At 42.8% G+C, this 21,074-nt stretch carries 15 protein-coding genes and 2 tRNA genes; 5 read left to right on the top strand and 12 right to left on the bottom strand.

The window, feature by feature from the left end:
- Window positions 1-61 precede the first annotated feature (61 nt).
- The 3 genes from ACT3QN_RS01200 to ACT3QN_RS01190 are packed head-to-tail and all read left to right on the top strand — an operon-like array spanning window position 62 to window position 3,016.
- Window positions 62-1,351 (top strand): CitMHS family transporter, encoded by a 1,290-nt coding sequence (locus ACT3QN_RS01200; RefSeq protein ID WP_444521879.1) that lies wholly within the window; start codon window positions 62-64, stop codon window positions 1,349-1,351.
- A 21-nt stretch (window positions 1,352-1,372) separates the two neighbouring features.
- Window positions 1,373-2,716, top strand: coding sequence for an acyclic terpene utilization AtuA family protein (locus tag ACT3QN_RS01195; protein ID WP_444521880.1), 1,344 nt, complete (start codon window positions 1,373-1,375; stop codon window positions 2,714-2,716).
- Window positions 2,717-3,016, top strand: coding sequence for an AtuA-related protein (locus ACT3QN_RS01190; RefSeq protein WP_444521881.1), 300 nt, complete (start codon window positions 2,717-2,719; stop codon window positions 3,014-3,016).
- 94 nt (window positions 3,017-3,110) lie between these two features.
- Here ACT3QN_RS01190 and ACT3QN_RS01185 read toward each other — a convergent pair.
- The 10 genes from ACT3QN_RS01185 to ACT3QN_RS01140 form a co-directional block, all read right to left on the bottom strand.
- Window positions 3,111-3,197: transfer RNA gene (locus tag ACT3QN_RS01185), tRNA-Leu, on the bottom strand.
- 124 nt (window positions 3,198-3,321) lie between these two features.
- A tRNA-Cys gene (locus ACT3QN_RS01180) sits at window positions 3,322-3,395 on the bottom strand.
- 189 nt (window positions 3,396-3,584) lie between these two features.
- The gene (locus ACT3QN_RS01175; protein ID WP_444521882.1) at window positions 3,585-3,719 is read right to left on the bottom strand and encodes a putative transporter small subunit; all 135 of its coding nucleotides are present in this window, start codon (window positions 3,717-3,719) and stop codon (window positions 3,585-3,587) included.
- Between the two features lie 80 nt (window positions 3,720-3,799).
- Complete coding sequence (locus tag ACT3QN_RS01170) at window positions 3,800-5,449, bottom strand: sodium:solute symporter family protein (protein WP_444522124.1); 1,650 nt, start codon at window positions 5,447-5,449, stop codon at window positions 3,800-3,802.
- A gap of 764 nt (window positions 5,450-6,213) precedes the next feature.
- On the bottom strand, window positions 6,214-7,293 hold the full coding sequence (locus ACT3QN_RS01165; RefSeq protein WP_444522125.1) for a formate dehydrogenase accessory sulfurtransferase FdhD: 1,080 nt from the start codon (window positions 7,291-7,293) through the stop codon (window positions 6,214-6,216).
- 97 nt (window positions 7,294-7,390) lie between these two features.
- Window positions 7,391-9,712 (bottom strand): FdhF/YdeP family oxidoreductase, encoded by a 2,322-nt coding sequence (locus tag ACT3QN_RS01160; protein ID WP_444521883.1) that lies wholly within the window; start codon window positions 9,710-9,712, stop codon window positions 7,391-7,393.
- 220 nt (window positions 9,713-9,932) lie between these two features.
- Entirely contained in the window at window positions 9,933-10,727 is a 795-nt protein-coding gene (locus ACT3QN_RS01155; protein WP_444519531.1) for an ABC transporter ATP-binding protein, read from the bottom strand.
- A gap of 64 nt (window positions 10,728-10,791) precedes the next feature.
- Window positions 10,792-11,691 carry an ABC transporter permease gene (locus ACT3QN_RS01150; protein ID WP_444519532.1) on the bottom strand — a complete coding sequence of 300 codons (900 nt, stop codon included), beginning with the start codon at window positions 11,689-11,691 and terminating at the stop codon, window positions 10,792-10,794.
- Between the two features lie 444 nt (window positions 11,692-12,135).
- A complete protein-coding gene (locus tag ACT3QN_RS01145; RefSeq protein ID WP_444521884.1) occupies window positions 12,136-13,173 on the bottom strand; it encodes an ABC transporter substrate-binding protein in 1,038 nt (345 codons plus the stop codon).
- Between the two features lie 77 nt (window positions 13,174-13,250).
- Complete coding sequence (locus ACT3QN_RS01140; RefSeq protein WP_444521885.1) at window positions 13,251-14,300, bottom strand: ABC transporter substrate-binding protein; 1,050 nt, start codon at window positions 14,298-14,300, stop codon at window positions 13,251-13,253.
- A 594-nt stretch (window positions 14,301-14,894) separates the two neighbouring features.
- Here ACT3QN_RS01140 and ACT3QN_RS01135 point away from each other — a divergent pair.
- The gene (locus ACT3QN_RS01135) at window positions 14,895-15,296 is read left to right on the top strand and encodes a hypothetical protein (RefSeq protein ID WP_444521886.1); all 402 of its coding nucleotides are present in this window, start codon (window positions 14,895-14,897) and stop codon (window positions 15,294-15,296) included.
- 90 nt (window positions 15,297-15,386) lie between these two features.
- Here ACT3QN_RS01135 and metG read toward each other — a convergent pair whose 3' ends face one another.
- A complete protein-coding gene (gene metG / locus ACT3QN_RS01130) occupies window positions 15,387-17,480 on the bottom strand; it encodes a methionine--tRNA ligase (protein ID WP_444521887.1) in 2,094 nt (697 codons plus the stop codon).
- A gap of 363 nt (window positions 17,481-17,843) precedes the next feature.
- Window positions 17,844-19,259 (bottom strand): GntP family permease, encoded by a 1,416-nt coding sequence (locus ACT3QN_RS01125; RefSeq protein WP_444521888.1) that lies wholly within the window; start codon window positions 19,257-19,259, stop codon window positions 17,844-17,846.
- 406 nt (window positions 19,260-19,665) lie between these two features.
- On the opposite strand from ACT3QN_RS01125, the gene ACT3QN_RS01120 reads away from it, so the two are divergent.
- Entirely contained in the window at window positions 19,666-21,006 is a 1,341-nt protein-coding gene (locus tag ACT3QN_RS01120; protein ID WP_444521889.1) for a short-chain fatty acid transporter, read from the top strand.
- Window positions 21,007-21,074 lie beyond the last annotated feature (68 nt).

The following is a 21,074-nucleotide window of genomic DNA, read 5'->3' as shown; positions in this document are numbered from 1 at the left end:
GGAAAGGCGGACTGGTAGAAATATCATAAGGAAGAAAGCAAGGCTTACAAGGAGAAAAACTGTGTTGGCATTACTGGGATTTTTGACGATTTTCGTATTTTTGGCATTGATATTGACTAAAAAGGTATCCGTCATTGTGGCACTGATTCTCGTGCCTGTCGTTTTTGCTTTAATCGGCGGCTTTGGCGCGGAGCTTGGTGGCTTTATGCTGGATGGTATTGTGGGCGTAGCACCAACGGGCATTATGTTAGGGTTTGCTATTTTGTTTTTTGGGGTGATGAACAATGCTGGTTTGTTTGATCCGCTTATCTCGCGGGTATTAAAATTGGTTAAAGGGGATCCAGTTAAAATCTGTATCGGTACGGTCATAATTGCCATGGTAGCGCATTTGGATGGCTCTGGAGCATCGACTTTTTTAATTACCATTCCAGCTCTGCTACCACTATATAACAAACTGGGTATTAATCGCATCATATTGGCTGGATTAGTGGCGCTGGGCGCAGGTACGATGAACATGACACCTTGGGGCGGTCCAACTGCACGTGCTGCCGCTGCATTAGAGGTGAGTACCGCACAGTTATTTAACCCGCTCATTCCTGCGTTTCTAGCCGGCGTGGTTTGGATTGTGTTTGTGGCTTATCTGGTAGGTAAAAAAGAGCGTAAACGCTTGGGTATTCAGGACATGGAGCATAGCCTGAATGATGAGCTGAGCGTAGAAGAGCGCCATATGCGCCGACCTAAACTATTTTGGTTTAATTTGATTTTAACAGTATTGACTATTGTTGCGTTGGTGCAAGTGTGGTTGCCATTACCAATCGTCTTTATGCTAGCGTTTGCCATTGCCGTGCTTATCAATTATCCCAAGCCTGACGATCAGATGGACCAGATCAAATCGCAATCAGTTGGTATGATTACCGTGGTATCTATTATTTTTGCAGCAGGTATTTTTACAGGTATTTTATCAGGCACGGAGATGATTTCTGCAATGGCAACTGCGTTGGTGCAGATTATTCCAGACACAGTGGGCGGTTCTATGGGTATCATTGTTGCGATACTGAGCATGCCATTGAGCTTGGTGTTTACACCTGATGCATACTACTTCGGTGTGATGCCCATTTTGGCGCAGACTGCGAGTGCTTATGGAATTGACCCTGTACAGATTGGTCAAGCATCTATGATGGGGCAGATGACGACTGGATTTCCACTCAGTCCACTGACCGCATCGACATTCTTATTGATTGGTCTAGCAGGTGTGGAATTGAGTGACCATCAAAAATTTGTCTTTAAATGGGCATTTGGTACCACACTGGTCATGACTATTGTGGCCGTGATTACGGGCGTGATTATTTAAGTTAGTCATAGGGAGTAAGGTATGAAAACTATTAAAATTGGGTCTGGCGCAGGTTATGCTGATGACAGATTAGAACCCGCCCTTGATGTCATGGCACACGGAGGTGTGGACTATATTGTTTTTGAATGTCTGGCTGAGCGTACGATTGCCATTGCTCAGCAGCGTAAAATACAGTATCCAGATGAAGGCTATGATAGCTTGCTTGAGTACCGAATGGCACAAGTATTGCCACTATGTGTAGAAAAAAAAATAAAAATAATTAGCAATATGGGTGCTGCTAATCCAAAAGCCGCTGCCGAAAAGATTAAACAAATTGCTGAGCAGCAAGGATTACATAGTTTAAAAATCGCTGCCGTTACGGGTGATGATGTATTCGCGGATATTGCGCTTTACCAACAAAAGACGCTGCTTGAAAACGATCGATCTATTGCAGATCTTGGCGACTCTATTGTATCCGCAAACGCTTATATCGGGGCCAAAAGTATCGTACAAGCGCTGAACGCAGGCGCAGATATTGTCATCACTGGCCGCGCCGCTGACCCCTCACTCTTTCTTGGACCGATGGTTTATGAGTTTGGCTGGTCTTTTGATGATGTGGATTTGATTGGCAAAGGTACTATTGGCGGCCACCTGATGGAATGTGGTGCTCAGATTACTGGCGGTTATTTTTCGGACCCTGAATACAAGGATGTGCCTGAGCTTTGGAATGTTGGATTTCCCATCTTAGAGGTGGCAGAAAATGGAGAGTACACCGTTACCAAACTACCAAATTCTGGCGGGTTGGTTTCTGAAGCCACAGTAAAAGAGCAGTTGCTGTACGAAATCCATGATCCTACCAGCTATCTCACCCCAGATGTGATTGTCGACTTCTCTCACGTAACTGTCAAAGAGATTGATAGTAATTTGGTTCAGGTATCTGGTGGATCAGGTAAGCCTAAAACCGGTTTATTGAAAACAAGTATCGGCTATAAAGACGGCTATATTACGGAAGCGGAAATCAGCTACGGTGGTTCAGGCGCGGTAAACAGAGCAAGGCTTGCACAGGTTGTTATCGAAAACAGACTTGCCGCCCAGCGTATTGAGCCTATCGAAATACGTTATGACTTTATCGGACTTAATTCATTATATGGCAATGAGCTTACTAACACGGAGGAGGCGGACGAGGTGCGACTGCGAGTTGCGGCGCGTACCACGGATGAAAAAATGGCACAAGCTATTGCCCGAGAGGTCAGATCATTATACACCAATGGCCCTGCAGGTGGCGGCGGTATTCGCTCAAGCATTCAAGATATCGTAACTATTGGCTCTATTTTAATTCCAGCAACCGATACGGACATGACCGTTTCATATTGGGAGGTCAAATAAATGAAACTACGTGAAATCGCCCATTCTCGCACTGGAGATAAAGGTAATATCTCTAATATTTCTTTAATAGCGTTTGAGGATACAGATTATGAAATGCTCAGAGATAAGGTAACGGCTGTTGTGGTCAAAGAATGGTTTAAAGATATCGTTGAGGGTGATGTCGTCCGTTACGAGTTGCCAAAATTGAATGCTTTCAACTTTGTACTGTATGGCGCGCTAGGTGGCGGAGTGACAAAGTCTTTGGCGCAAGACATGCATGGAAAAAGCTTCAGCTCAAAGCTGCTAGATTTGGAGATATAGATAAGAGTGGATAATAGAACACCAGATACAACAAAGCCCCTAATATTATATCAGGGGCTTTAGCTGTTCTATAAGATAGTATAGGACTATGTAATGGTACCCGGAGCCGGACTTGAACCGGCACGCTATTGCTAGCGAGGGATTTTAAATCCCTTGTGTCTACCAATTTCACCACCCGGGCAAAACTTGTTTTATCTAAAATGTAAGCTAGCTGATAGACCATCTAGTTACTAGATAAGTGGTCGCTATTATAATCGGTTATGATAATAATGCAAGCCAAAATTAACGTAAAGTTAATAAATAATTGGAGGCTGGAGTCGGAATCGAACCGGCGTTAACGGAGTTGCAGTCCGCTGCATGACCACTCTGCCATCCAGCCAATCAAGGTCGCCTATATTAGCAAAAATATAGTAAATTACAAGCCCTTTTTTCGTTAAAAACAGGTTATTTATTATCTTATCTATATTTAGCCTTAATTTAGAGGCGTTTAAGCTGTTAATCAGTTTTTAAAACCATCAGAAAACTAGCGCTCAATGGTGACTGCTTAAAATATAATGGCGATAATAGGCTAAACAATATCTCTATTGTCACGTTTGGCATTTTTAACATCGCGATAAGTAGCCGTGCAAATTAATATTAGTACGCCAAGAGTAATAGCAGGCCAGATTAAGATATATAAGCCGTAGATAAAAACGTTGTCCATGGTATCTCCTTATAATATTGCTAAGTAATGATTAGCCAGATATTAGTGACTAATCATTACTCAGATAAAGCGAATCTAATTTAAGATTTATGTGACGATAGAGTTTCTGACTTTTTATCGTAATTGCCCACTCGCTGTTTAATTAAATCAAAATCGAAGTGCTCATCTCCCATCAAACTAACAATGACACAGACGACCGTACTGGCGCCGTAAGCTGTTAGAGAAGCTAGTAAGACCATATACTGACGTAAGAAGCCAGTGGCAAAAATAAGCATCAACACTAGCGTGATAGCTGCGGCTACCATGCCAATCTTACGACCTAAGAACCCAAAGACCATTAGCCCAATAACGACTGCTGCGCCGACACTAGATAGTATTTCAAAGAATAACGCAGTGGCACCTGTAATGGTAACCAGCTCAAAGCGAGCAACGCAGAATAAAAGAAGACCAACGATAACTGCTGAGGTAAAGGCGGTATTGGTGACGCGATTCCAAAACACACTAGCGATAACAGGGAAGACAATAGCGCCCCATAGTGCACCAACGAATACTAGCATGACGAGAATATCAAGCTTAAAGCTCGCAAAGATGAGTCCAGTCGCTGTCGCCACAATCATTGTACCGCGACCAATTAGCATCATCGTTTTAGGTTTTACATGCCCTTTTTTAGCAATGTTTTTACCGTAGACATCCGCCATCATAATGGTTGATAGCGCGGATAAATCTGAGTCAGCAGTTGAGGACAATGACCCAATCACTAAGATAAAAAACAAGGCAATAAAGACGGGATGTAGATAAGTACTAACCATCTGAGGGATTAGGTTGTTCATATTGCCATCAAGTGGTTCAACACCAATAGTAACTGCCATTAATCCAATCATACCAAGGCCGATGACGATACCGGCATAGCCAACCGTAGCAGTGACAAAAGTTGCTTTGATTTTGGTCTTATCAATTGCAAATAGGCGCTGAGTGATGGTTTGATTACCGATAGCGTATGCCAATACCGCGACAAAATAAGGCGCACCTTGTTGGAAGAATGCTTCAGAAGAGAAAAAATTCTGTTGCTCCAAGGTCAGGTTCGACAGTCCGCTGACCATGACTTCAGGGCCGCCCATAGCAAATAACACTGCTGGGATAATGACAATACCAATCGCCATCAAAGCAACCAATTGGGCAAAGTCAGTGAATACTGATGCCCGAAAGCCTGACGTCAACGTATAACTGAGGACACCAATACCTGCAATCATTACCCCTGTTTGGAACGATAACGGCGATAGAACAGACACTAATGCGCCAGCAGCAGTGAAGTTGACCATCAAGCTAATTAAACTGCCCATAATATTAGATATGGCTAAGATTAATTGGCTTGATGAACCGTGGCGGGCATGGATAAGCTCACCCAATGTATGGCCATCTGGTGCCAGTTCACGAAAGCGCATGCCAAAGGGATAGATGAATAAAATCATCAACGCGCCCCAAAAACCATAGTGTATTGGCCCTGATACCCCATATTTGTAACCAGAGGTAGCAGCAGCATAAAATGAGGCTGCCCAGATCCAAGTGGCGGTCATACTGGCTGCACCCATACCGAAACCAACACCATGACCTGCGACCATAAAGCCAGAAGTTGTCTCTTTGTCTTTTTTAATTAATAAAGACAGCAAGTAGGTACCGCCATAAAATGCTAATAACAATAAAATAATCGTCAATGATGAAAATTGGAACAACGACTCAGTTTTCAAACTCAGACCTCGCAATTGTTAATTGATGAATAAAGTTCGGCAATATGAAAGATACCAAACCATTAGGAATGTAAGAGAGTTAGCATCACCTATGCATTAGATGTATATGGCTACTATAAGCAGCGTAAATGTTAGCTGTATTGGTAAGTTGCTATCAACAATTTACTTCCGATTTGACGAATCACAGAGTGTCAAATTAAAGAAAGCAAAAACGATAGGCACGAGTAAATGGATAGACCATTACGCCATTAATATGCATACACAAAGGTAGCTGAGTGCTAAAGAAGTCTCATTTGATGAGTATCTATAGCGGAACTACGAATAAGCACTAAGCCATGATTGCATGACTCGAACTCGGTTTAGACAGCCTTATCAGCTGTAATAAGCAATAGGTAAAAAGCATTTTTCTAGCTATTGCGATTGAGGTGTTACTGAGTGGCACTAATAAATAAAACTACAGATTTGTTAAGCGCCTGTAACATTTCTGCGGGATAAGAGTAACCTATTATGTTGATAACCTCAAACATTATCTGGTGGATATTAGACAATGACCGAAGATGACATATAAGTGTTTATTTAAAGTAATTGGATAAGATATTGAAATATAAGATATTGTTATGATCGATATCGAGTGATATATCGCTATTAGCTAAATTATGATTATGAATGATTAACTGAAAATTTTATTAGAAAGAAAGGGATAATGAGCGATAGATGGTTGTTCTCGATGAACAAGTAGAAGTGAGTTTTTAGGTGCTATCTTGTTTGGTATAGTAAGTGACACGGTTATCACGTAAGAATCCAGCCAACCCTAGGCCGTAACGTTCGGCCACGCGTACTGCTGTACTAGTAGGGGCTGACATGCCAATTAGCCAAGGAATTTGACTTCGAATGGATTTTTGAACCAGTTCAATAGATAGACGCGAAGTCATGAGTACACAGCTAACGTCTATTTTTTGGCGTAATTGCCAGCCTATGAGTTTATCAAGTGCATTATGGCGACCTACGTCTTCAAATAAATATAGCTGCTGATTATGGATCGTCGCTGCGGCATGTACCGCACCTGTCAGTTGGTGCGTATGTTGTGCGGCGTCCACTTGTTGACGCAGTGCTAATAGGTAGTCGAGGCTTGGCGCGGTTGTCTGAGAGTTATCAATATTGTTCTGTTGGTTAGGTTCATGTTTTAAATAATCCTGTGAGTACACGCTTAAATCAGGCAAAGCTTGCGTCAATCCAGTAATACCGCACATACCGCAGCCTGTACGCCCTGCGAGCTGACGTTTTTGTGCTTGGATACGTTGATGACAGCGCTGGCTTAATACCAACTCCACGACATAGATATCGTAATCTTGGAACTGCTGTAAGCTTTGCCCAACTGATGCTGAATCAAAACCTTCGTCACTCGAATCTTGAGCAAACTTCTGGTAGCTAGCAAGATCTGCAAGGTGAGTCACTTCCCAATCGAGCAATTCGTGACTGTGTTGAATTAAGCCTTCGCTAAATAAGAACCCAACCGCCAAATACTCTAGTTGGTGAGGACTAGCCATCAGCACAGCATAATGAATTCCATTAATAACGATTGAGACCGCAGCTTCAACTGCTAAGCTGGTGGTCTGAGATTCGATTTGAATGCGAGAGTCATTGTTAGAGTCGCCACTAATTGACGGGTAATGATGCTTTTGAGCCAAGTGACTACGAGAAAGAGGTGTCTCTGACAAACCGTCATTATCAGATGCCTCAGGTGCAACTCTCTTAGTATCAGTTGAATTGTCTATCATCACGGAATCAGCAAAAACTCCACTTTGTTCAGCATTATCTTCGATTGTTATCACGATTAATTATGGCCTAAAAGTACGAGGGTGTTTATGGTTACCTAGAGTGGTAGCCAATGAAAATGACATTTCCATTGGCTACTCACAGTACGGTTTACGCAGGCGTCGCTATCGGTGTGTTTGCCTCTACACGTTCCAAAATAACGGTCGTTGATTTGTACGCTGGGATATGGGAGTCTGGCGCATGTGTTTCTAAATCAAAAAGGTCATTGCATTCAGGGTAGTAAGCGGCAACAGCATTAGAAGCAATATCCATTTCGCTCAATACCAATGGGCCTAATACGCGTGGCTGCTCTAGACTGTCTTTAGCACGCTGACGAGTGACCATCACACGGTCACCTTTTTGCCACCCCAGACGGCTTATCTCATCGGGATGCATAAATAGCACATCACGGCGATCCGTTTGACGATAACGGTCTTTAAACCCAAAAATCATGGTGTTGAATTGATCATGGCTACGGACACTGGTTAATTGCCAAATTTTTTGCGCTGGCTCTTCATGGTTATCTGTATTGTTTGCGGCCGCCATTTGTGCTGCGACAAAAGTAATTGGATATTGTGGCACTTCAAATTGGGCTTTGCCACTTTCGGTATTCCATACATGATGGCGCGCTGCATGATATAAATGGAAGCCACGCTCAGAGGTGCGAATACGCTGGTTAAAGTCTTCAAAACCATTGATAGCTTGAGCGATATAGTCTCGAATAATATCAAAATCTTCAGCCATCGCAAGCCAAGGAATAGACGAGTCAGCGCTAAGTACATGAGTTGCAATATCTGCCACAATTTGCGCTTCAGATTTCAAGGTATCACTAACAGGTTTGAGCTTGCCTTGAGTGGGTACAACCTGACACATAGAGTCTTCAATAGTGGCAAACTGCTCACCTTTAGTCGTAAGGATATGCTCAGTACGTCCTAAGCAAGGCAGGATTAAATTATTTGCACCAGGATATAGCATAGTCTCATTGAGCTTAGTACCGACAAATATATTAAGCTGAGTAGTGGTTAAGGCTTGCTCAATAGCGCTGGTATCGGGTGCGGCTACTGCGTAATTACCACCCATGCCCATAAAGACTTTTAGCTTACCAGCGATAAGAGCCTTGGCGCCTGTGACGACATCATAGCCATGTTCCTGTGGCATAGGATGCTCAAACACACGTTCTAAACTGTCTAGTAAGCTTTTACTAGGTCGCTCATGGATACCCATGGTGCGATCGCCCTGCACGTTGGAATGTCCACGCACTGGAGATGCACCTGCACCATCGATACCAATCATGCCCATCAGCAGGAGTAAATTGGTAATCATCGCGACATTGTCATCACCCTGCACGTGCTGAGTAATACCCATTCCCCAAGTGCAAATCGTTGCAGGACTGTTAGCTACTAGCTCAGCGAGATTGACAATATCTGCTTGAGAAATACCGCAGCCAAGGGTGATATCTGTCCATGATTGCTCTGTTAGCCACTGCTTTAGAGGCTCAAAACCTGAAGTATGAGTGGTAATAAAATCATGATTTATTTTATCGTTTTTGATTAACCATTTAGCAATACCTGTCAATAACGCTGCATCACCACCGATTTGAATTTGAATGACATCGTCGACCACATCATTGCTTTGACCGGCTGCCATATGAGTTGGCTTTTGCGGGTTTCTAAACTTACTTAATCCTTGCTCACGCATCGGATTGATTGAAATAACTCGGCACCCTTGCTCATGTGCGTGTGCAAGCATCTCGAGCATACGTGGATGGTTAGTCGCTGGGTTTTGTCCAAACATTAATATCAGTTTAGCCTGCTCAAAATCTTTTAGCATGACCGTTGCTTTCCCAATACCTAGCTGTCTGCTTAGCATGACAGAGGTTGGCTCATGACACATATTTGAGCAATCAGGTAAATTATTGGTACCAAAGCAGCGTACAAATAACTGAAATAAGAAGGCGGGCTCATTGGTCACACGGCCTGACGTATAAAATAGCGCTTCATCAGGTGTGTCAAGCTGTCCGAACTGCTCAGCGATTAAGCTATAAGCAGTTTCCCAAGGAATAGGAACGTAGCGATCTTGCGCTGCATCGTAATACATTGGCTCTGATAAGCGACCACTATGCTCAAGCTCATAACCAGTCCAACTCTGTAATTCAGTCACAGTATGCCGCGCAAAAAACTCGGCATCTGCTTTGTGGGTCATAGTCTCACTGGCAATGACCTTGATACCATTCTCACAGACATCAATAGCCTTATAAGATTTATGGTCAGGCCATGCACACCCTGGGCAGTCAAATCCACCTTGAGGTTGATTGCTTTTAAATACGCTGATGCCGCCGCGTAAAAATGTCTTATAGTCCATGAGCTTTTGGGTCGATGAGATTAGCGCAGGCCAACCAGCAGCAGGATGGGAATAAATAGGGATTTTGCGCATGACAGACCTCATCGGTAAAAGGGAATAGGCTAAGTATTTGTTATAGACGATAACTATATAATGGCGAGCGATAAATTTGTAGAATCAGTAACTATAGATAACAAAAAAAATTAGAAGAAGCTGAGTTTTTTTAAAGATTGATAGTTTATAAAGACATAAAAAAAACGCCCATTTACAAGGCGTTTTTCATTTCAGAATTTAAATGTGGCTGCTTTAAAAATCAACTCAAGATTAAACTATCATCTTCAACTTTTTCACCACGTGTTTGCTCAAACATATCTAGCAAGTCATGCACAGTCATACCTTTACGAGCATCACCAGAGACATCTAGCACCACTTGACCTTGGTGCAGCATCACAGTACGAGTTCCATGTGCCAGTGCTTGTTGCATAGAGTGGGTAACCATCATCGTGGTTAATTTATTATCCGTGACAATCTTATCGGTCAATTCTAAGACAAATGCCGCAGTCTTTGGATCAAGAGCCGCAGTATGCTCATCAAGTAGCAAAATCTTAGAGGGCTGTAATGATGCCATCAGCAGACTGACCGCTTGACGTTGGCCACCAGACAGCAGACCCATACGATCGGTCAGACGATTTTCTAAACCTAGTTTTAAGACTGATAGCTTTTCTCGGAACAAATCACGGTTATTCTGATTTAAAGCAACTTTCAAACCGCGATTGCCACCGCGCTTGTAGGCCAGTGCCATATTTTCTTCGATCGTTAGCGCTTCACAAGTTCCCGCCATTGGGTCCTGAAAAACACGAGCAACCCAATGCGCGCGTTGATGGGCAGATTTTTTGGTCACATCAATGCCATTTAGCAGGATTGAGCCACTATCGACACGCGTTGTGCCGCTTACCGCGTTCAAAAAAGTAGATTTACCTGCACCATTGGTACCAATGACAGTGACAAATTCACCATCAGCAATATTTAAACTGATACCACGTAGGGCAGGGTTTTCGATCGGCGTGCCTGGGTTAAAGGTCAACCGTAAATCGGTGGCTTGCATCATAATCGTTATTCCTTATTGTCTCTTCAAGCGTCGCAAGTGTTATAAATACCTGCTTTGACTGTCATTAGGCGCGAACTCTGCGTGATAAAAACTTGGTTTTCGCTTTTGGTAATACCAAGGCTAATACCACGAGCAATGCGGTAATCAAGTTCAAATCTTGTGGTCCAAAGCCGATACTACGTAGCGTATCGCTTGATAGTGCGACCTGAATGAACAGCTTGTACAATACCGCGCCGATAACAACGGCAAAGGTAATCAGCCAAATACGCTTGGCAGGAATGATCGTCTCACCGATGATGACCGCTGCTAGACCAATAACAATCGTACCGATACCAATCGAAATATCTGCGCCACCCTGAGTCTGGACAAACAACGCACCTGCTAGGGCAATCAAACCGTTAGAAATTGCCATGCCGACAATGGTCATCCATGAAGTGTTAATACCCTGCGCTTGTGCCATTCTCAGGTTTGAGCCAGTAGCACGCATCGACAGGCCTGTCTCAGTGCTATAAAACCAGTTCAGAAATAACATGGCAGCTACTACAACGACACCAATAATCAGGCAGCGCATCCAATAACCATTACCATCAGTCACCAAGGTGCTAAACACTGTGGTTTCACCGAGAAGAGGTAGGTTTGGTGCGCCCATGATGCGTAGGTTGACAGAATATAAGGCAACCATAACCAAGATACTGGCAAGCAGCTGCAAAATGCCAAGTTTGACATGCAACCACGCAGTGACGATACCAGCGACTGAACCTGCTAACATCCCAAAAGCACAGGCCAACCACGGGTTGATACCAGCGATGATAGAAATACCAGCGACTGCGCCACCTAACGGAAAACTACCGTCAGCGGTTAAATCTGGAAAGTCGAGCGTACGAAATGAGATAAGCACACCGAGTGCTACTAGGCCATAAATCAGACCACTTTCAAGCGCACCAAAAAAAGCAATTAAAGACATAAGAGATCAGTAAGTCATAACCAAGTGTCTAGCGTATGGTACCAAGATAAGTAAATGGCAATGGCCAAAATCATCTACCTGCTAAACAGCTAAGCGGTGAATTTAACAGATTAAGCAATCTGCGGTTAGGGTAAACCAAAACATGTCACGATTAATAACGATCATAAGCTACCTTGGTTTGAAGCGATGGTTCAGGATATTGCAATGTAATCAATAAACTTATCCTCTACTCAACAAGTATCAGATAAATAGCGAGACAAATACAGTACTATTAAACACGCTTGCAAAAAAAAGACTCTGTTTAGACAAGAAGCCCAGCCTAATGACTCATAGCTGGGTTTCTTGTTCAATCATTGGCAGTGTATTTTAAGGTATACAACACATTATTGCTTAGTGTCGCTATCCTATTTATACCTACTATTTTAAGCCAAATACAAAGGTGCGTTATTCTATCACTTCTTTTGCATTATCGATAACCGCTTGAGGCAAAGTGATGCCTTCTTCTTTAGCGTGCTTTGGACTAACGTATAAATCAAGCGCTTGTGGCGTATAAACAGGGATAGCGCCTGCTTCTTCACCGTTCAAGATACGTACGACAATTTTACCAGTTTCACGGCCAAGCTCGTAGTAATTCACGCCTAGAGCAGCAACAGCACCGCGCTCAACTGAGCTGGTGTCTGAGGCGATAAGAGGGATCTTACTTTGTTTGGCAATTTGATAGAGTGATTCGTACGCTGATACCACGTTGTTGTCGGTTGAGGTGTAGATCATATCAACCTTACCTTCGAGACTACGGGCTGCCATTGCGATGTCATTACTACGCTGTGCAGGCGCTTCGAGTACATTAATACCTAGTGGCGTTAGCTTCTCTTTTAGATTTTTTAGGATAATCGTTGAATTGACTTCGCCTGGGCTATAGACATAACCGACATTTTTTAATGATGGAATGATTTGACGCATTAAATCAATTTGTGGCTCGTACGGTAGGGCATCTGATGCACCTGTGACATTGGTACCAGAGCCATCTAGCTTAGGTACCAGTTTTGCGGCTACTGGGTCAGTAACTGCTGAGAATACCAATGGAATGCTGCTAGTAGAAGCGGCAACAGACTGAGCAGATGGTGTTGCAATAGCAACGATAACATCTGGCGCATCAGCGACAAATTGCTTGGCAATCTGGCCAGCAGTAGCAGTGTTTCCTTGCGCGCTTTGGAAATTAACGGTGAGGTTTTCACCGTCTGTGAATCCTGCTTCGTTTAACTCGTCAATGACACCTTTACGTACATCATCAAGCGCTGGATGTTCGACGATAGCGGTAATGGCAACGGCCTTCATAGCTGTCGCTGCATCACCAGTAGCAGCATCCGTGGTGCCATCATCTTGTGCTGATTGATTGCAACCAGTCAAGATAGCAGTACATACACCGCCTAACAATAAAGCCTTACCAAAATTAAAACGACCAAAACGATTTTGAGACAACATGGGTCTTACTCCTAAAATAATAGTGTGTCCATACACTATATAAATAATTGACGAGCTAATAGATAACTTACTGCTTTTTATTTGGTTTCGGCATCAATATCAACATTGATGGCGTTGTTTAGTAACTCTGCTGGCAAGCTGACACCTTGCGTTTGAGCATGCTTAGGACTGACATATAAGGTTAGATCATTCATGACTTCAGGTTTGATGGTATTGACTGCTTCACCATTTAACACGCGATATACCATCTTGCCAGTGGTACGACCAAAATCATAATCATTAACACCAAGCGCAGCAGTCGCGCCACGTTTTACACTAAATTCATCAGACGCGATAATCGGTAACTTTAGCTCATTCGCCGCTTGGGTCATGGCCTCAAAGGCAGAAGCGACATTGTTGTCAAATGAGGTATAGATGATATCAGCACGCCCTTGCAAACTGCGTGTTGCCATACCAATATCCGTTGGGCGATTGGCAGGAATGTCTAGCAGTGACAGACCTCGTGCTGGCAGAGCTTGTTTTAGATTTTCACGCAATGATACTGAGTTTGCCTCACCTGGGCTATAGACATAACCGATGGTTTCTAAATCAGGTTTTATTTGTTGCAACAAATCCAACTGCGGCTCTAGTGGTAGTTGGCTTGATAGTCCAGTTAAGTTGCTTTGGAAAGGCTCACCATCTGCTGTGATGAGCTTGGCACCTAGCGGATCTGACACAGCGGTGTAAATAATAGGGATAGTCGTCGTCGCGGCTACCACGGACTGCGCAGAAGGCGTCGATATTGCTACGATTGCGTCAGGACTGTCTCCTGCAAATTGCTTAGCAATCTGTCCTGCAGTTGCTGTATTACCTTGTGCACTTTGAAAGTTAACCGTTAGGTTTTGCCCTTCGATATATCCATTATCTGCCAATTCATCAATAATGCCGCGACGCATATCATCTAGTGATGGATGCTCAACGATTTGAGTAATGGCGATTGATTTGGCAGGTTTGTCTGTAGCCGTGCTATTTTCAGCAGTCGCTGCGGTCTCGGTAGAGGAGTTGGAGCAGCCGATTAGTCCAAGTGTACCAATGGCACTAAGAGCAACGCCATATAGGCTTAAGCGTAGAGTAGAAGCGATAGTCATTATTAGGTTAACTCATAGGTTATATCAATCGTAAAAACCAAGCAATTACAGCCAAATTTACTAGCTTATATGGTAGTAATTTTCTCATCTGTCTGGTGTACTTTGGTTTTTTGCCATGATATTGAAGAATGCAGATTAGCCAAGTCAATACTATGTTGATGCTGAGATAGCAGGCTAACAATTAAATAAAGTAATCGTTCCATCGATTATTATGTTCATATTATGACAGTAATGTAAGTTATCGCAATAAAAAATTGATTTGTGGCAGTCATGATGATGGAAAGTTAAATATACATCACTTCTTTTTATCTTACTAAGAGATGTAATGAAGTAAAGCTCTTGTGTAGATCCAAATACAGATGATGCCAATAGGGTGCTTTTGTTTGTTGAAAGCATATGCAAAAGGCTTACATCCTAGCAACGCATCTATTACGTACTCACTTCATAATTAACGTAACCTAATTCTCATATGAGAAACATAATGGGTCTAAGATTAATCCAGTCGTTAAGCGGACATCGTGCTGACATAGTGGATATGAAATAGACGCTATTGTTTATCTGACTTTCTCGGATGACCATTTTAAGGATAATATTATGAACGCTGCTAATCTTAAATTATTAACCATCATTGGTATCACTGCTACTTCTTTGATTGGATTGCCTGCTGTGGCAAAAAATGGTTATGGAAACGGGCACGGTAATGGACATGGTAATAGCAAAGCTAACTCTGCCCATATCAGTAAAAACTATAAGCATAGTGGCAATGCCCACCCAAGTATTAACGCCTATCGCAATGCTAGCCCTAATGCTTCATTTAAGCGTAATCTTGATAAGTATGGTTATAGAGTAGTCGGCAAGATTGATAGAAGAGCTTATGATCGATCTGTCGTTTTAGACCGTTATGATGACCGTTACGTTCGTATTCGTACGCCAGAAAATAACATTGTGACGGTGATCAATGATACGTTGCAGATTATCGATATTTTGAGTAAATAAATATAAGGCTTGGTTTTTAATTATTTGATAAATCAACCATAAAAAAAGATGCCACTTAGGGCATCTTTTTTTATTATTTAAAAATAACCATTAAGCTAGGACGTCACCAACAGCACAAGCATCTGGTAAGGTTACAACGGTTAAGCCCGTTTTTGGCTCACCAGTTGATAATACCATGCCTTCTGATACACCAAATTTCATCTTACGTGGGGCAAGGTTGGTCACACAAACCACCTTTTTATCGACCAATTGCTCAGGCTCATAGAACTTACGAATCCCGCTAAACACGTTGCGTGGTTTGTCTTCACCAACATCTAGCGTGAATTGCAATAGCTTATCAGCACCTTCTACATGGTTACACTCTAAGACGTGTGCTACTTTCATCTCAACTTTGGCAAAGTCTTCGATACCAATGTAGTCAGTTTGCTCAGTATCAACGTCTGTTGTTTGTGCTTTGTCTTTTGCGGCAGGCTTGCTACTATCAGTCGTGGCAGTAGCGTCTGTTTGTGCCAGAGACGCTTTTGAATTTTCTACCATCGCTTCAATATCTTTCGATTCGATACGCTGCATCAATGGTTTAAACTTATTGATTTTGTGTCCAAGTAACCACTCATTACGACTGGCAAAGCTGAGGTCATCAAGATTCAAAAACTCTTTGGCATTGGCAGTCAGTTCAGGTAGTACTGGCGCAAGATAAACCATCAACTGACGGAAAATATTGATAGCGACCGAGCAGACGTCTTGAACTTCTTGCTCTGTGCCCTCGATTTTAGCAAGCGACCACGGTTTTTTCTCATCAATATATTCATTGGCTTTATCTGCACATTGCATGATTAAACGCATGGCACGAGAGAATTCACGGTTTTCATAGGCAGCAGCAATCTCATCACCAGTTTTGGTAATGTCTTCTAATAACGCTGACTCGACGCAAACTTCTGACAGCATACCGTCGTACTTCTTCACCAAGAACCCAGCACTACGACTGGCGATATTGACGACTTTACCAACCAAGTCAGAATTGACCTTTTGCATAAAATCATTTAGATCGAAATTAATATCTTCAACTTTGTCAGACAGCTTACTGGCGAAGTAATAGCGCAGGTATTCTGGGTGCAAATGTTCTGCATAAGTTTTGGCATTGATAAAGGTGCCGCGTGACTTACTCATTTTTTCGCCATTGACCATCAAGAAACCATGGGCAAAAACACCAGTTGGCGTGCGTAACTCACTACCAGCTAGCATCGCAGGCCAAAACAAGGCATGGAAATAAACGATGTCTTTACCGATAAAGTGATAGACCTCAGTTTTTTTCTCATTTTCTTGTGCCCAGTAGCGGTCAAAGTCAAGTGCTTGGTCTGTACCTGAACGCTTATCACATAGGTTTTTAAAGCTTGCCATGTAACCAACAGGCGCATCTAGCCACACATAAAAATATTTGTCTGGCTCGTCGCTTGGAGTGTCTGGAATTTGGAAGCCAAAGTAAGGTGCATCGCGCGAGATGTCCCAGCTGGCTAGTCCGGAATCGAACCATTCTTGAAGTTTATTAGCCACTGACGTTTGCAAACGGTTGTCACTGCGTGTCCACTCTCTTAGGAACTGTTCAAACTCTGGCAGATCAAAGAAATAGTGTTTGGACGTTTTAAGTATAGGGGTTGCGCCTGAGATAGTTGAGCGTGGATTTTTTAACTCTACGGCATTATAAGTCGTGCTACAAACCTCACAGTTATCGCCATATTGATCTGCTGCACCACATTCTGGGCACTCTCCCTTGACAAAGCGATCAGCTAGAAACAGTTGCTTTTCAGGATCAAATAGCTGCTCGACATCTTTTGTACTGATATGACCAGCACTATTAAGACGACGATAAATCAGTTCAGAGAAATGCTTGTTTTCTTCTGAGTGAGTGGTGTAATAATTATCATAATCAATGAGGAATTTTGAGAAGTCTGCTTCGTGTGAGGCTTTGACTGCTGCAATTTGTTCTTCTGGCGTCACCCCATTGTCCTCTGCTTTGAGCATAATACCAGTGCCATGAGCGTCATCTGCGCAGACATAAGTAACTTTATGGCTTTGTGCTTTCATCGCACGCACCCAAATGTCAGTTTGAATATGCTCTAAAAGATGCCCCAAATGGATGTCACCATTGGCGTAGGGTAAGGCACTGGTTACTAGAATCTCACGCACTTTTGTCACCTATATTTTTATATAAACGGGTTGGTTATCGAACATCTTAAGCAGTTCATCGCTCGTCGATGCGACATCGTTAATGCTAAAAACTTCTAAAAATAATGAAAATTTAAAAAGTGCGCCTATGATACCGTAATTCAGATAAATTTGTGATATTCCTTAGTAATTACTTCTCATTCGTCAGACATTTATTAACCACAAATAATAGGTTCGCATTAAATTTGGTAGTTATAAAATGGTTGTCAACTAGCCATAAAAAACCCACTAAGCAGTATGCCAAGTGGGTTTTTATTTCTAGGTTATTAGCGTAGATAGCAGTAGTTAGTCCAGTAGTTAATAATAACGACTAACCAAGCTACTTTAGAATGAACCAAACATCGTACCTAAGACAATGACAGTAACCACAGCGACCAATGGAATGACCATCGTAACCATCGCTAAGTTCAAATAAGACTGTTTGTGGGTCAGACCACAAATCGCTAGCAAGGTGATAACAGCGCCACTGTGCGGAAGCGTATCAAGACCACCTGCCGCCATAACGGCTACGCGGTGCATAAGCTCAGGGTCGATACCAGCATTGACCGCCATTCTTAGATAGTCTTCACCCAATGTTGACAGCGCGATACTCAAACCACCAGATGATGAACCTGTGATACCAGCCAGCGTAGTCATCGCGACTGCTTCTGATATCAGAGGGTTGTCAGGATTTAGGTTCAGAATACTATCACGAATGAGCAAAAAACCAGCTAATGACGCGATAACAGCACCGTAACCAACTTCTGATGCGGTATTAAAAATCGGCAACATAGAGTCATAAGTACCGCGGTTGATGGTTTTTTGTAGGTTATTCCAATGTCCGATACGGAGCAGAATTAACACCACACAAGCCACGACCAATGAGATGATAATTGACCATAATCCGAGTGAGCCTGCGATATTCAATTCAGGAAATTGTGTCTGTAAACTACTAAAGTCCATCGATGGAAAAATAATATATGTCAATATAGCGTTTAGACCGATGACCAATACTAAAGGAATCATAGCAATGGTAAACGACGTCTGATGAGTGTTTAATACCTCAGCTTCTTTTGCCGACGCGCCCACGCCGCCCACATCTTCATCATCGTGCTGACCATAACCTTCGCCCGCTGCATTGGCTTTTCTAGCATGTGATTGCAACCACATCCAACCGCCAATAAACATAACCGTACCACCGATAATACCTAAAATAGGAGCGGCAAATACATTGGTGTTGTAATAGGGGATTGGAATGGCATTCTGAATAGCTGGCGTGCCTGGTAGGGCAGTCATTGTGAAGGTAAATGACCCTAGGGCAATCGCCGCTGGAATCAAACGTTTTGGAATATCGGCGGCTTTAAACAAGTCTTTGGCGATTGGATAAATAGCAAAAGCCACAACGAACAACGATACGCCGCCATAGGTCAGAATAGCACAGACCAAAATCACAGCAAGGATGGCTTTACTGGCACCGAGCTTTTCGACGACTGTATTGGCAATGGCGGTTGCAGCGCCAGAGTCTGCCATTAAGCGTCCAAATAGTGCGCCTAACAAGAATATTGGGAAGAATTTGAGTAAGAATCCGCTTAGTGCACCCATAAATACATCAGTATAAGCGGGGATGGTGCTTAAAAAGTCACCTGATAGCAAGACTGCTAACGTTGCCATAATCGGTGCTAAGATCAGCACAGAATAGCCACGATAAGCAAAGAACATGAGTAATAATAGAGTAATAACAATAGCAAGCGTGCTAAACATAATGGCCCTCCTTGGCAAAAATCAGGCAGCGAGTATGCCGTGCTTATTGATATGGGTCAATAAAATTAATCAAAATAAGCTTATTTCGTCCATTTTATCAAACATAAACCTAGACTAATACGCTGCTAATCATCAATATTTCATCGATCTATACCTCGCACAGCGTTGACTCACAAGCGCTGGTAGTTATTTTCTAGTCGCTATGGAAATAATATGTTAAGTTAGCACAAGTATCTCACGCATGATATAGCGAGATAAAATGTATTGTTATGAATGCTGATGTAAAATATAATTTTACCATTTACTAGACGTAGTGATCATCATCGCTCTCAAGTCTGATAATTGTTCAAAAAAGTTCTAATAATAACTCTTAAAAACAAACATCAAATTTACAAGGAATGTGAATATGTTTAGTGCCATCACTAATATGAGCGTGCAGTTAGTCAATCGCTACCTACCATCCCCATTCGTATTTTCGATTGTTTTGACCCTTATCGCATTTGCTGTAGGACTGGCTACTACGGGACAGGACATGATTGCGATGGCGGGTCATTGGGGCAATGGGCTGTGGTCACTGCATAGCTTTGCCATGCAAATGGCACTGGTCCTAGTTACTGGCTACGCATTTGCTAGTGCACCGTTCATTCAACGTTTACTAGACAGTCTTGCCAGTAGAGTGCATTCTCCTACCACCGCTATTATGGTCTCAACCTTAGTTGGACTGGTTGGTTCATGGATAAACTGGGGCTTTGGTCTAATTATCGGAGCAATCTTTGCAAAAGCACTGGCAAGAAAAGTAGCCAATGTCGATTATCCTTTACTCGTCGCTGCTGCGTATTCAGGCTTTGTTATTTGGCATGGTGGCTTTTCAGGTTCGATACCACTAACGCTCAGTTCTGGCGGTGATACGTTAATGACGTTGTCAGGTAACACCATGACGGAAGCAGTACCTTTATCGCAGACCGTATTTGCAGGATACAACATGCTGCTAGTAGGTTTACTCATAGTTATTCTGCCACTCGTAAACCGCTTTATGCATCCAAAGAATCCTACCGTTATTGATCCTAAATTGATCAAAAAAGAAGTTTATATCGCACCCCAGAGAGACACGCCTGCACAAAAATTAGATGATAGTCGTATTATCGCTGTCATCTTATTGGCATTAGCGCTGATGTACTATATCAGTGAGTTTGGTAGCAACGGTTTTAATCTGGGGCTAAATATCGTCATTGGGCTGTTCTTATTCATAGGTTTGCTGTCACATGGCACGTTAGAGCGTTACTATCGTGCCGTACACTCAGGAATTGGTGGCATCACAGGTATCGTGCTATTGTTTCCGTTCTACGGCGGCATCATGGGCATTATGACGGGTGCAAATGTGGATGGTGTCTCTATCAGTACGCAAGTGACCGAGTTTTTCGTTAACTCTGCCTCTGCAGACAGCTTTCCAATTTTTGCATTTTTAAGTGCTGGCTTGGTCAATGTCTTTGTACCGTCCGGCGGTGGACAGTTTGCCGTACAGGGTCCTGTTATGATTCCTGCTGGCATTGAGTTGGGTGTTAGTCCAGCCATTACTGCGATGGCAATTGCGTGGGGTGATGCATGGACCAACATGATTCAGCCATTCTGGGCTCTGCCATTGTTGGGTATCGCAGGTTTGGATGCGCGTGCGATTATGGGTTATTGCCTAATAGTACTGGCAGTATCTGGCGCCATTATCATGGGTATGTTTTGGCTAGTGGTATAAGGTTCAACAGGAAAATAAACGTGGTTTATTTGCGCTTTTAGTTCTTAGCTTTTATAACAATCAACAAT

It is taken from the genome of Psychrobacter sp. AOP7-C1-14 (assembly GCF_052376135.1).
Taxonomy (GTDB): domain Bacteria; phylum Pseudomonadota; class Gammaproteobacteria; order Pseudomonadales; family Moraxellaceae; genus Psychrobacter.
Note: the sequence above shows the minus strand (reverse complement) of the source record. Positions and strands in the feature narration are given on the sequence as shown.